The 12,997-nt window shown below is 49.0% G+C and carries 12 protein-coding genes; all 12 read right to left on the bottom strand.

The genetic code is table 11. From position 1 onward, the window contains the following. Positions 1–17: 17 nt before the first annotated feature. The gene (locus FY034_RS18185) at positions 18–806 is read right to left on the bottom strand and encodes a hypothetical protein (RefSeq protein WP_265555327.1); all 789 of its coding nucleotides are present in this window, start codon (positions 804–806) and stop codon (positions 18–20) included. A gap of 57 nt (positions 807–863) precedes the next feature. Continuing rightward, the gene (locus FY034_RS18180; protein WP_265555325.1) at positions 864–2,021 is read right to left on the bottom strand and encodes a vitamin K epoxide reductase family protein; all 1,158 of its coding nucleotides are present in this window, start codon (positions 2,019–2,021) and stop codon (positions 864–866) included. A gap of 9 nt (positions 2,022–2,030) precedes the next feature. Further along, a complete protein-coding gene (locus FY034_RS18175) occupies positions 2,031–2,567 on the bottom strand; it encodes a hypothetical protein (RefSeq protein WP_265555324.1) in 537 nt (178 codons plus the stop codon). A 57-nt stretch (positions 2,568–2,624) separates the two neighbouring features. Continuing rightward, positions 2,625–2,912, bottom strand: a complete 288-nt coding sequence (locus tag FY034_RS18170) for an HU family DNA-binding protein (protein WP_265555323.1) — start codon at positions 2,910–2,912, stop codon at positions 2,625–2,627. A 240-nt stretch (positions 2,913–3,152) separates the two neighbouring features. Next, on the bottom strand, positions 3,153–3,509 hold the full coding sequence (locus FY034_RS18165; protein WP_265555322.1) for a hypothetical protein: 357 nt from the start codon (positions 3,507–3,509) through the stop codon (positions 3,153–3,155). Next, a complete protein-coding gene (locus FY034_RS18160) occupies positions 3,497–4,147 on the bottom strand; it encodes a YcbK family protein (protein WP_265555321.1) in 651 nt (216 codons plus the stop codon). The genes FY034_RS18165 and FY034_RS18160 overlap by 13 nt, the downstream gene beginning before the upstream one ends. Position 4,148: 1 nt before the next feature. After that, entirely contained in the window at positions 4,149–4,529 is a 381-nt protein-coding gene (locus FY034_RS18155; RefSeq protein WP_265555320.1) for a hypothetical protein, read from the bottom strand. A gap of 1 nt (position 4,530) precedes the next feature. Further along, positions 4,531–5,001 carry a hypothetical protein gene (locus tag FY034_RS18150; RefSeq protein ID WP_265555319.1) on the bottom strand — a complete coding sequence of 157 codons (471 nt, stop codon included), beginning with the start codon at positions 4,999–5,001 and terminating at the stop codon, positions 4,531–4,533. After that, positions 4,998–5,300 carry a hypothetical protein gene (locus FY034_RS18145; RefSeq protein WP_265555318.1) on the bottom strand — a complete coding sequence of 101 codons (303 nt, stop codon included), beginning with the start codon at positions 5,298–5,300 and terminating at the stop codon, positions 4,998–5,000. Before FY034_RS18145 ends, FY034_RS18150 begins: the two co-directional genes overlap by 4 nt. 17 nt (positions 5,301–5,317) lie before the next feature. Next, entirely contained in the window at positions 5,318–5,821 is a 504-nt protein-coding gene (locus FY034_RS18140) for a metal-dependent hydrolase (protein WP_265555317.1), read from the bottom strand. 112 nt (positions 5,822–5,933) lie between these two features. Next, positions 5,934–10,832: a conjugal transfer protein TraN gene (gene traN / locus FY034_RS18135; protein WP_265555316.1), complete on the bottom strand. Its 4,899-nt coding sequence runs from the start codon at positions 10,830–10,832 to the stop codon at positions 5,934–5,936. 51 nt (positions 10,833–10,883) lie between these two features. Then, positions 10,884–12,908, bottom strand: a complete 2,025-nt coding sequence (locus FY034_RS18130; RefSeq protein WP_265555315.1) for a hypothetical protein — start codon at positions 12,906–12,908, stop codon at positions 10,884–10,886. Positions 12,909–12,997 lie beyond the last annotated feature (89 nt).

Genomic DNA, 12,997 nt, shown 5'->3' with positions numbered 1-12,997 from the left:
ACGTGCCTCTTCCCGCCTTAATCCGTTTTGTGTTTTGCCCACTCAAAAGGAGCGGCATCAAGCTCAGGAAATTCGCTGAATTTTGTCAACCAACGATTGGCTGCTTCAACCTGGTGGTCTGTGAGGTAGAGTTTTGTCTGGAGATCGGCAAGAAGCTTTGACAAAAAATTTCGCTTGTCTTCAGGAAGCATTAAAATAGCCTGAGACAGACAGTGGCTATACGCATAGCAAGCCTGCAGGTTTTCCATGGACAATCCCGGAAACTTGGAAGCAGGTATTTTGGCCATCAACTTTTTTACAAAATCCCTGTCATGGTCACTAAGCGCCCCACCTTCCTTGTATCTATTAAAGACACCGTCAAGTAGCTCAAACCCAGGTATCGAGAAACCTCTCAATTTTTCATAACGGAGAATCAGATACTCTTCTTCAAAACTAAACTGAGATCTTTTTACTTTTGAGGAGGCTCTTTTGAGGGAGACGCCTTCAGATGGTGGGTTCCGTGAGGCGCGGGTAAAATCTGGATAGACCTGATTTTTGGCTCCCGGCACACGCCGTTCCACGCAAGTAGGACCATACGGATGTTCAGCACCAGCAGGAGTTTTAACAATGTATGCCGTGCCTGAAGTCAGGGGCCTGTGACATGCAAAACACCGAGTAGACGCCGGGACAAAATCAAGACGATCCACCCTCAAGACACCTGTCAACTGTCGTGCCACCGCGCCTTTGTGTGGATGCTCCACGCTAACCTCAACAGTCCCTATCCCCTTTGACGCCGCCTTGACCACCTCAGCCAGACGTGTTGCCAAATCTGCTCCCGACTTAGACCCGTCTGATTTAATCTGCACCGTCACCATAAGTTGTCCCTATTTAACCGCTGTGTCAGCTGATTGAAGCATGGCAATCGCGGCCACAATCTTTACGCCAGAAACATCGTCGGCCCCGCGCAGAACCTTCGTTACGCCAGTTGACCTATTTATAATCACGGCGCTCGGAGTCATGCTTATGTCGTGAATCTTGCAAAAGTTGACCGTCTCTGCGACAAGGCGCCGGACTTCCCCTTCTTTTGCCGGCATAAACGCAATACCCGCTTCTTTCAACGCCTCGATAGCCTCTACGTCTGTAACGGACTGTTTTTTAGATGTAAGCCCATCAAGAATTTTTCTTCCCTTCTGCACGTCTTGGCGGGAGTTCAATAGCAATGACACACTGACAGGGACGACATTAAGAGATGCCATATGGACTGGCATATCAAGCCATGTATAACGGGCTTTACTGGCTACATCCGGCAGGCTTTTTTCAATGTCCGGTTGAATTTTTTTACAGTATCCGCAGTACCAGTCAGCGACCAGATATACATCAATCGGCGAATCCGCCTTGCCAATCCAAATATCAGCGTGTTCCAAAGGGTTAAGCAGTGAGTCTGGCGCCATACCCGACAGCAGACGTTTAGCTTGGGAACTAAGTGCAACAGGAGTTTTTTTCACACCGGCAACTGCTACCGCGAAGCCGCTTATAACAGTAAGTAAACATATAAGCGCCACCCCTGCAAAACGTAATACCGGTTTTGCTTTGCCTTTATCAACTTCCTCGACCAACCCACTCGCAGCCTTCTGCCTCAACCGGTCTCTGTTAAGCTCGTACCCCCGCATAACAGCAATCAAAACCACTACCGCGCAGATCGACAGACAAATGGGACACCACTGATGCACGCCAAACTTTTGGATTATTACAAAATAAATTTCTGCCCCGACCCCAGCCAACACTAGCGCATCAAACACATAGTATCGTTTTTCACGAGCATAGGACGCGATGGCAAAGCTGCCTGCTAGCAGGGAGAAATAGAAGACGCCCATATACGCGAAGCGAGTGCCAAATATCCTGTAGTCAGAGACAGCCGAACATCCACCGGTACACATATCGCTTAACGAAAAGAGCGACAGCAAAATGCCCCCCCAAAAAGCTCCATGAAAGGCCAGGCCCAAATTCGCTCTCGCTTTAATTTTTTTGATTATTGTGGTCATCCTCTTCCTCTACTCAAACAGATCCCACTGGATCTCGTCCTGGATTTGCACTTCTCCTGCAAATTCTACGGTTGACTTAGCCCGCTCGTGCTCAACAAAGCACCTCCCGCCAGCATCATCTTCAAAACAAAAGTAAGGGTCATCCACCCCAAGACAATCAAGAAGTTTGCTCGCAAGCCCAAGAGATGCTTCATAAACAACCACCCCCCTGCCCATCTCAACAGCGCCACCGATTCCCGCCAACAAACGTTCGTCAGGAGTGACAGGACAACCGGTAATTTCAAGTCGGTGGTGGCCAAAAGTGGCCAACAACTCGGAAACCACGCCACAACTTATCTCTTCACCATACACCGAGACCGCTGCCTCTACCGGGTACTTCAACCTCCCCAGAATGTCCGAAACAGCCTTTATTTGGCCCACCCCAGCAGACTTACTTATGACACTGCCACTAAATACCTTGCGGGTGTCCCTGAACTTAAGCTCACCACACCAAGCCAGCAGATGACCTTCTCTTAGCAGCGCTATGTCTATTGTTACATGCTGCATAAATTGCCAAACGCTCCCCCATTCTCGCTTTACGACCGGGGGAGCGTTTTTCAGCAACTACTTCTTTACCAAGCCGCTTACTGCATCCTTAAGCGACTTACCAGGCTTGAACTTGGGCACAACAGATGCAGCGATCTTGATTTCTTTGCCGGTTTGCGGGTTGCGCCCCGTACGTGCCGCTCGTTCTGAAACCTCAAATGTCCCGAAACCGACGAGCGCGATCTTATCTTTCGACGCCAAAGCCTTTTCAACACACTCGACAAAACCATTGAGGACTTTTTCAACCTCAGCCTTTTTAACACCAGATTTCTCAGACACCGCTCCGATCAACTCGTTTTTGTTCATAATCATACTCCTTAATTGTTTTTGCCATTACAGGCATGATATATATAAACTATCACAGTCTATATTTGTTGGCAACATTTTATGCCCTGCCGCCGGGCATCGAACCCGGTATTCCCCTCGGGATACCTTGCAAGAGAGGAAGGAGTTTGGATAAAAGTTGGGCGGTCAGCGGAAGAGGCTAAAATCCCCCGCCCTAGCAAGGTTACTCCGCGGCTCCCTCACCGCACGGCAGGGCGTACATCATTTTGCTTGATCCACATAATACGAAGCAGCTCCGGAGTTTTGCTTGTGTTTAGTCCTGGGGGATGAATACGAAGCAAACACCTGAGTTACTTCTTCTCGCTTAAGCTTGGCAGGACTGCTCCACCATTTGGCATCCTTAACAAGCCCAAGGTTTGCCCCTATTTCCTGCACTAGGGTCCCTTTGCTTGATGTGCTGGTTGAATTTACATATTTATCACCGTGTGTCTTTTTACCCTCATAAGAGTCTTTGCTCTTGACCACATCCATTACTAAAAGAACGAGGCCACCGACTATGCAAAGCCAAAAAACCACAGCTGGCAGCGCCATACCCTTATTACCTTCTAGCGGACCCATTCCTTGGCCTTTCCTGAATCCAGATGTACAAAACCTGCCTTAGGGTAGTAGCCTACCCCCCCTCGCCCCATAACATTCCTGGCGTACAAGGTGTACGAGCAGACATCGCGAGCAGACATACCAGGGACAGTAAAATCGATTGCCATCCCATATTGGTGCAACGAATTCCGGGCTACATTTTCATTTTTTCTGGCAAGCCAGGCGTTATAAGCTGGTGACCGGTACCCTGAATTAACCTGAATTTCAGGGACTCCAAGCAGCGCAGAGACATAGTTAAGTGTTTCGATTGTCGTTATATCCATATGCTGCCACGTACCGTCCTTGCAGCGCAAAAACCAGTTCAAGGCCGCAAGGATGTTTTCATCGTATTTGCCTTGTTGGTCCCTAAACCTGAATTCATAGCTTCCACCATGGATTGAACTTTTAAGGCGCAAAACACCAGGGCAAAACTCAGGGGTTGCACCTTTCAGATCTTGGACTGCTGGCAGGGGGCCTTCTTGCATATCTTCATGATCATCACCGGCCCAACCGTCCAGCCATTTTGCTGAGGCAAGAGCTCTTGATGGTACAGATCCTGCCCAAACCATTGCCGCAGAACATAAACCGAGCTTACAGATAAATTCCCTTCGCGAAACCATTCTACCGCTTTACCTCGCAAATCCGCTTTTGAGGGTCAAGAGGACAAGGCTTGCCAGATGCATAAACAGCCGACCGTACAGACGCAGGAAGCTGAACCGCTGGAATCAAATACGCTTGATGGGCTCCATGACGGGTTACAACCACCACGCCATCACCAAGAGACCCGACAACAGACACAACCATGCCTTTTGCAAGCGAACCTCCTACGTCGCGCCCAAGCCCATCCCACGGCAGGACATCTACATTTCTGTCAAGTTTGACATCCATTGCATGCGCTATTTTGTTACCGCTTTGCAACTCGCCCGCATACGCATCAATCGGCCCGTTATAAGACCAAAAAGTCACCACAGATAGCAAAGCTGCCAAGAAAAAAAATCTCATGTCATTTTTCCTTTTGCTCATTCACTTGCTTCATTTTTTTCTCAACAACTCGGGTTAATTCGGTCTGCAGATCCGGTCCTATTGACTTCATAAGCAGGTTTGATTTGTTGAGAATATTTTTAGCGCCTGGTTGGCTCACAAAATCAGCAAGCAATTTCATTTCTTCTGCATTGTAGATGTTAAGCAGGGCCTTTTTCATGGCAGATTTAATCTTTGCCATGTTGATTTCCTTCATGATGAAATCGACATCAGGGCTCTGCCCAAATGAGGCAACAAGAGCGGCATGAAGCACTTCATCTGGCTTGACTACAGCAAGATAGCGATCCACATCTTTTTCGTCCGCTTTAGCAGATCCCTGAGCAACAACCGGTGCCACATGTTTTTTTGCGCTAGGCTTTCGCTCAGCACAAAATGCGCCACTCGCCGTCAGAACCGATGATACGATTAAAACACAAGCCACAATTCTCTTCATTTAGCTCTCCAGTTACCCGTTGGTAGGATACGGTCAGTCCGCTGAGATGACCGCTCTTGCGCCGATAGACGCAGTTTTTTTATGTAATCGCTTTCTTTTTTTTGGTTTATCTGACCAAGTCCGCCACCCCCATCAGTGCGGCTTTCCATTTCCTTTTCATTGTTTTTGCTTTTATCCTTCTTCTTAGCGACGCTTCCTTCATCCTTTTGTCCATCTCTGGCATCCATTAGTGCGTAGACCGCAAGACTCACCCCTCCACCAATACCAAGAGAAAACATCAACGGCTTCAGCCAAATCATCTGATCACTCCCATAAACTAGACTGATTTTATCTTGTCAACAAAACCGGACATGAATTTAACAAAGCTCACAAGTTCGGCAGATAGATATTGATAGTCGAAGCGCCCAAGCAGCAGAGCTACCATCCCTGCCGCAAACATAATGGCACCAGCCGTGGCATACTCACTCAGCTCCCGTGTTATATAAAAATTTGCTCCCCACCTGCCGGTCCACGGCGTCTTGAGGGGGATTCCACCTTTACTCAGGGCGTCTTGAGCCAAGTGGCAAAGACAGCCGATCAACACGAAAAACATTACATAACTGGCATATGTAGGTTGCCTCCGCAAAGCAAACCAAACCAAAGCGGCTGGGACAGCATAGAGATACGGATAATGTGTAACAGTCCTATGGCTGATGACCCCTCGAAACTCCAAAGCATCAGGCAACACACATCCAAGCATTGCGCAACCTGTAGCAGCAAATGAACCGGTGGTTGAATACACCATCGCCAGCGTAGTGAGTTTGTGGTTTTGCCATCGCACAGTCTGCATTCCCCTCTATTAGATATATGTCCGCCCCCTGTGGCATTACTGGCAAAAAAAATGCCCCCTGGCTGGCCAGAGGGCATTAATACAGACATTTTTATTGTTGCTTCTATTGCGTCATAACTGACTCTGCGCGTTTCCCGGCATCACCACTTACTGAGTTCATATATGAAGCCATATCAGACGCCATATTAGATATCTGACTTGATATATCGGCTATGTATTCACTCAGGTCCAGCTGCCCCATATCTATCATTTGGAATTCGTCAGGTGTAAACCCGCGGCACCGAGGGCTTTTTGCGCTGCCCCAGCCTCCATCAACACCAAAAGACTGCAGTTGTGGCCGTCCTTGCTCATGGAATATTCGAGCAAGCTTTGACGCAAAGCAGCAGGATGTCTCTTTATGCGCCATGCACCAAGAGAGAAACTTTGTGTCACAATACACGCCAATCTTATGGCAATTGCCTTTAGCCTGTAGCGACCACTCTTCGAACTCTGACTTCGAGCAAGATGACGAAACCTTGTCCGGGTGACAGCACTTCTTGGTCCCGTAGGACGCCATCATGCCAGAGGAAATGGCGGGGGCAAAATCTTGAGCCAACTGTTTAGCCTGGAGTGCCCAGAGGCCGGCTACAGAGGCAGGAATTGTTGTTGTCGCATCAATAACTGTTTTGGTTGCCCCACCAGCAGCGTTATAGGTGATCATTACCGTTGTCTGCTTTTGAACTTCATTACCGAACATATCAGTAGACTTCTCAATTGATTTTGACGTGAACATCTCGGTAGCATTGCCGCTCGCGTCGACTGTCATGGTACCAGTATCTCTCATCGTTTGCGATACCTGTAAAATGTCTTTGCCAGATGCATCTGAAACGGTTTTTGTTGTCGTTGATATTGTACCATCAGCATTTTGGGTTGTACTTGAAACGGCAGGGTTGAAGTAGGCGAAGACGGCAGCACTCATCATACTGATCCCGGCTTGCATCGCCCATCCAGGCTGTATGCCAATCGTTGCCGCATCAATTGCCAAACTTACAGCCGAGGTAACAACTGAAGTAGCGATTGCGTTGGCTACCGCTGCAGCGGTCGACCCGGCCGCCAGAGTAACGCCTGACATCGCGGCAAAAATTGCCGCACCCATACCTGCTGTCACAACTGAAAGAACAATTGCTGCTACAATTTTGGCAACACTGCCAATCATCCCCCTGATATCATCTTTGGTGCAGCGCATATCACGGCCATTAAAGATGTATATCTGGCCTGCACAAGATCCGTCCGCATTTCGCGCACCGTCATCGGTGAGGTCGTTGGCCCCAACCGGATCCACGTCATTAGGATAGGTAAGCATCCCCGAGGTGTCGCTTTGGCACTGGTTCGGGGAGCAATACGTCATTGGGGTACCGTCCGGCTTCAGCGTGGTATCCCCGGAAATCTGTGAGCACGCCCCGCCTGTAGGACAAGCGCCTGAAACACAGGCGTTGCTGGTATTTGAGTAAACACCAACATCACAAATAGGTACTGCCTCACACTTGTCGACGGGCAGAGACATCCAAGTGAGATTCGACCCGCAAGTATGTACTGGCATCGCTACGCAGCGATCAATAGAAGGAGAAAACGCTATTGTCGCATTTTGGGGAGAAGCTGGGTCTGTAGGGCAAATAGGTGCGGCCGTACATACACTATTGTCCGTTGGGCTGACAGTATAAGCGGTCGAGCATTCTGCGACAACAAGAGCCTCGCACCTGTCTCGTGCAGGGACATAAGAACCATCCGTACACTTAACCTCAGAGACGCAAATACCATTTGTGTCAAGTGTCGTCCCGGCAGGACAAACCGGTTGTGCACCGCGATAGCAAACGTCATTCACACCGTCCAAAACCCCTGATGCTGTACACTCCACTGGCTTTGTACAAACACCGGATGCATCATATGTCCATCCTTCGTCACAGGCAGAATTTGCGTAGTAGCAGACATCGTAGGCCGGGTCCAGTATACCGGCGCTTATGCCGCAGAGAGCATCCGTGACGCACCTGTCAGCAGCAATATCCAGCTTTGTTCCTGACGGGCACATCGCTGCTGTAACCGTGTTTACGGTACACTGGGCCGGGACAGTTCCATCCTGTACTTCGCCGCCCGATGGGCAGGCTATTGAATCTGGTGTGCTGTGGCCACAAGCCGCATAAACATTGTAGCCCATGTTTGTGGCATGGCCCCACCCGCACCCCCACCCTGATATTGGCGACATGGATTCGTAACCACAGCTGTAGTATTTGATGTCCGTACAGCCCGCAGCCTGCAGATCGGTTTCCCCGCATGACGATCTTGGGAAATAATAAGGATCTATATATTGATCAGTACCGCGCTGACAGAGAGTAACATACCCCGCGCCTTCAACTTTTCCTGTGGGTGTCGTGACGTCACCCGTCAAATGAGTTCCGACAAACGGCCCGACCGTTTTTGTGCCAAGAAGCATCGTCAGAGGCAAGCTAAACGTATATGAGCTACCATAGACATATGTTACTGTACTGCCGTTTGATGCTATTGGGATTGCACTATCAAAAGTAACAGCTGCCGAGGCGTTATATTTAGTGACCTTTTGACAAACATTATCGGTGGTGTTGTACGTCCCTTCGGAGCACGTTGGCGTCGCCTCGCATCGGTTTGCCGAGGCTGAGTAACTTGTGTTCTGGGGGCATGAAACTGCCAACTCGCACCTGCTTCTTGCAGTTGACCACGTGTACCCATCATGACATTGCTTAATTGACTTGGAACATTTATCGAGGGTTGGTGAATAAGTCGAAGTGTACGTCTGACCAGATGGGCAGTTTGGTGGAGACAGTTCACAACGATTACGCACAAGCGAAAAGGAATAGCCATCGCTGCAGACCGGGTTTAGCTGACAGACGTCAAGCGTGCCGTTCAGCACGCCAGGCAAGCATTGTGCTGGTGCCACACATTTCCCTAGTGCGTTATCCAGGCTTGTGGCTGCAGTCGTACAAGGCAGAGGTGTTGTGAAACACACATCAGCATTACCGTCAAAAGACCCTCCTGTACAGGTTGGGTTCGCAATGATGCAGAGGTTGTCTTGCATGGTTGTCCCAGCCGGACACGCCTGGACTGTGGCTGAGCATGTATAGGACCCCGCATTGGTGCAATCAGTAAAACCGCTATAGTTACCCCAAGTGGTTATTATTTGTGTACACTGAGAAGGCGTAGGCGCTGTCCCTAAAGTGTAGCCAGCCGGGCATGTACCGAACTCTGACGGTGATGCGGAAGCCGCAGCTCCACCGAGTGAATATGATTTTTGTGGTTCATAACAACCATATTCATCGCAATATTGCTGATACACATAATACGTTTCTGAAACCGTAAGTTTCCCGGATGCGTCATAAGATTGTACAACCGGGTCAGGTTGCGGGCATTGCCATTCCCAACTAGGGACGTTCTTTGAACAAGAGCCTGCCCCACCCCAGGCATTTACATCCGAAAGGACAACCTTGCTGCCATCCCACGAAAAAGTGAAAGACACCGAATCCTGGGCGCACGGTGATGCGCAATATGTATTGGGATCATAGCCATTGCGGGGTTTATACTTAATGATTGTGTTTTTGTACGTTGCCTGCGCATAGCCGGTAATCCCTTGCGGATTCGAAACGCACTTGTTTAATGATGCGCTATATGTAGTCCCTGCTACACATTCCGGTGCTTTTTCGCATCGCCCACGTGCAGATACCCATAGATAACCAGGGGCGCACACGGCGTCGTTGACAGCAATACAGGTGTTATATGTGGCCGAGTATACCGTCCCTGCCACACACTCAGGCAACTTCTCGCATCGTAAAGTGCTGTTATTAAAAGAAAAATTTGCCGGACAAGATGTCGCTTGCGATAGTTCACATTTGTCTGTCTGGGGGTTATATATACTTTGAGATGGGCACTCTACTGCTTTAAAGCACCGCCCTACAGATTCATCAAAACTGTACCCGCTTGGGCAAGTCCGACTTATTTTTGCCTCACAGCGGTCGGTCAAAGGGTTAAATATGCCAGCATTATCAGGACATTTGGGTTCGATGACGCATCGGTCAATAGTATAGTCCCACTGATATCCTGACGGACAGTCTACTTTGATATGGTCGGCCTGACACATATCTCGATCAGTATTAAGAGTGCTCCCACTTGGGCAAATCGGGGGGTTGAGTACATCGGTGCACGGAAGCTTGTCTTCTGGACAAATATCGCCACCATCGGCCGTCTTAAGGCACTTGGAAAGACTTACGCCGCCCTGGTCCTTGCAGTAAGTAGCGCCAGCCTCTACATCTGGCAGGTTTTCTACCGGGATATCTGTAGGAGGAGTTGCCGTGCGCACGCAATCCAAGATAGTATTTGGCCACTCAACAACCCCCTTTAAGGCAAGTTTGACCGGACCATGATCTCCTTCGTCATACCACTTAGTATCTTGCCCTATTGCAACATAGTTTTCTCCGTAACATACTCGGTCCGGATGAACTGATCTCTCTTGTAGTGTGCAGTATCCGTCTGGCTGGCCCTCGGCAAAATTGGTATAGGTGCTTGTCCCGGCATCCCACTGGAACCTTTCAGGCATAACAGTTGTTGTCCCACTGCCCTCAATTGACCATGCAGGAGTTTTTTGAGGATCTTGCATGCCGATCCAAGCCTTATTACCCGACGACGGTGCCGGCACAAGGCTGAATTGATTGCTAAGTTTCGCGACAATCTCAGCAGCCTGGCTTTCGCTTGATATAACAGCCAACCGCCCACCGGAGGCCTTCGCCAAATCCTGGGCTTCCTGCCATGGCAACGGATTTTTTGTTACAGCATAGGTTGTCCTGCCATCAACTTCTGAAAGCACAAAAGATTCAAATTTATCGGTATCGCAAGCTGTTGAGGCCAGTGCCAACGTTGTGTCAAAAAGGCCAGTCATCAAAATTGAAGCCAGCAGCGTTACTGCGACAACAAGGGGTTTGTAAGTAAAAGACTTCATTTTCATAACATCTACTCCATCAGGTAGGGGATGCAGGGGTATATAAAAAAGAATTAATTAGTAGTTGGACGCGGGAACTGAAGAACAAATATTGTCATTTTTCAGTGTGTTGATGACACCCAGTCCTGCCATTGCCTCGCCGAAATCTTTGGTGTTGGCACACACGCATGCATCAACAACCGTTTCACCAGGATCAACCGGGCAGTAGTCTTTACCGTCGTTGTCAATCAGACAATTTTTCCAAAAATAGCGGTAACCAGCACCCGCGGCAGCAGGAGCGGTTCTTGCGTCAGAACTGACATCGAAGTGGGCCACTGTTGTATCCGCTGTAACCATCTTAGTTTTACACGCCTTTTCACACGGCATTTCAGCGGGCTCAACTCCAATCACATAGGTTTTGCCTATCCCGCCGTCGGTATAGGTCATTGTGTCACCATTGTGGGCTACCGTAGTCCTGGCTTCCTTAAAGCGAGACTCGTCAAAAGTGTAAGGTGCTTGGCCCGTCTTGCAGGTGTAGGTCCTCTTTTTTAGCCACCAATCCCGGCACATTTGTGTGTCGCGGATCTGTCCGGAAATAGTCTTACATACTTGCGATAGGTTAAATCCGGTCGGCATATAGTTGAACACCACTTCACGATCGTCCCATTGTTCGTCCTTGACTTTGCAATTTGAATCCGCCGCTATTGCAGCACACCCGTCGGTAATCGATTCATCCCACGTTTGAGCGGTATAGGTGAACACGGCAGAGGTGGTGATGACAAAATGCTGTACACCGGCACCAGCACACTGAGTTTGTGCCACCATGGGGAATGTTGTCATGCCAGGAATCCAGCTCACGGACTGGTTAACATTGCTACACCCATCACCAACAAGCTTGTAAATCATGTCAATTTTGGAAAGCGTGAACCCGTTCGCATAGTCTGGCCCGTCTGGGACAAACTTAAGCTGCCCAAGATCTCTGCTTTGCTCTAATCCACCACAACCTGGCGTGCAGCAACCTCCGTTGTAGTTGTTTGTTTGCAGATGCACATTGAGGCCGGTTTCCCCAAGTGTGTTGTAGGTCAAACACACGTAGTGGTCGCTTGCGGTCGAATCAATCAGCTGATCAGTGCCAAAAGTCTTGTCCTTCAAGGTAATTTGGGCATTGCGTTTCACTTCGCATGTTTTTGTTTGGGATCCTGGCTGGTTCGCGGCTACGCCCTGTATAATATTGAACATCGAGTTTGGCTGGGTCTGTTGGGATGTTATTTCAGACTGGCCTATTGAATCGACAGCACCAGGGTTATCTGAATAAGTCATCACTACGTCAGGTGTAGCAGATGAGTAGACAACTGGCTTGGGGACGTTTTTTGCTGTGTTATAATTGGGCCGATCAAGCTTAGTGCCATAATAGGATATGGAACCCAAACCGGAAGTTGCACTTGAAATTGCATACTCAGGGCGCTTAGACAAAAAAGCTGTAAGTATGCCAGAACCAAGATCACCAACAATTGAATCGAGATTAAGCATGGTGGTGTTGTTAAACCGCGCACAATAATTGTTGTAACAATAGCAGTTTGCAAGTTCGCTCAAGGTGGCTACCGGGGTTACGCCTACCGCACCATTCGAATCTGCAGACCACATTGAATATTTGCACCCGCTATAAGTGCCGGGAGAACATGCGATATACCCGTTAGAACAAACGCCTGAGATCATCTTTCCGGATTCAGCCAAAGTGGGGAAAGTGTTTGATATGTCGAGAGTCCCGTCGTTGTCGAGGTCCTGCTGGATAGTCACCGAAGCCACATCGCCTGTGGCTGGGTTTGGCACAGCCACCACCTTAAGCGTGGCCTTGTCCGAACCCTTGAAACTGTCTACAGTGAAGCTCTTTTTGCCATCGATTGTTTTTAGCGACCCCCCAGAGATCATAGGGTCGCTGACATTGGCCTTGAGTGCCGTGTTTGCCCCATACTGCGGCTTTATATTTTTGTTATAAATATTTGTTGCGCTGTCCTGCGGAGTCTCGGCCGACGCTATAAACGGAAAAGTACCTAAAAACAAAAGCATAAAAACCGCACTTGCATGCATCATCCTAATCCGCATAAATCCCCTCCAGCAATTGAAACTTTCCCTTACTATCTATATGTCCGCCCCCTGTGGCATGAAATCCGGACTTTTTTAGTTAAATCATC

Origin of the sequence: Trichlorobacter lovleyi (genome assembly GCF_015239775.1) — a bacterium.
GTDB lineage: Bacteria > Desulfobacterota > Desulfuromonadia > Geobacterales > Pseudopelobacteraceae > Trichlorobacter > Trichlorobacter lovleyi_B.
The sequence above is the reverse complement of the archived record's forward strand: the minus strand, read 5'-3'. Positions and strand labels throughout refer to the sequence as shown.

Bases quoted from the DNA above. Each gene is read 5' to 3' on its own strand.
- FY034_RS18180 (WP_265555325.1), bottom strand. From the start codon at position 2,021: ATGACCACAATAATCAAAAAAATTAAAGCGAGAGCGAATTTGGGCCTG.
- FY034_RS18175 (WP_265555324.1), bottom strand. From the start codon at position 2,567: ATGCAGCATGTAACAATAGACATAGCGCTGCTAAGAGAAGGTCATCTG.
- FY034_RS18170 (WP_265555323.1), bottom strand. From the start codon at position 2,912: ATGAACAAAAACGAGTTGATCGGAGCGGTGTCTGAGAAATCTGGTGTT.
- FY034_RS18165 (WP_265555322.1), bottom strand. From the start codon at position 3,509: ATGGGTCCGCTAGAAGGTAATAAGGGTATGGCGCTGCCAGCTGTGGTT.
- FY034_RS18160 (WP_265555321.1), bottom strand. From the start codon at position 4,147: ATGGTTTCGCGAAGGGAATTTATCTGTAAGCTCGGTTTATGTTCTGCG.
- FY034_RS18155 (WP_265555320.1), bottom strand. From the start codon at position 4,529: ATGAGATTTTTTTTCTTGGCAGCTTTGCTATCTGTGGTGACTTTTTGG.
- FY034_RS18150 (WP_265555319.1), bottom strand. From the start codon at position 5,001: ATGAAGAGAATTGTGGCTTGTGTTTTAATCGTATCATCGGTTCTGACG.
- FY034_RS18145 (WP_265555318.1), bottom strand. From the start codon at position 5,300: ATGATTTGGCTGAAGCCGTTGATGTTTTCTCTTGGTATTGGTGGAGGG.
- traN (WP_265555316.1), bottom strand. From the start codon at position 10,832: ATGAAAATGAAGTCTTTTACTTACAAACCCCTTGTTGTCGCAGTAACG.
- FY034_RS18130 (WP_265555315.1), bottom strand. From the start codon at position 12,908: ATGCGGATTAGGATGATGCATGCAAGTGCGGTTTTTATGCTTTTGTTT.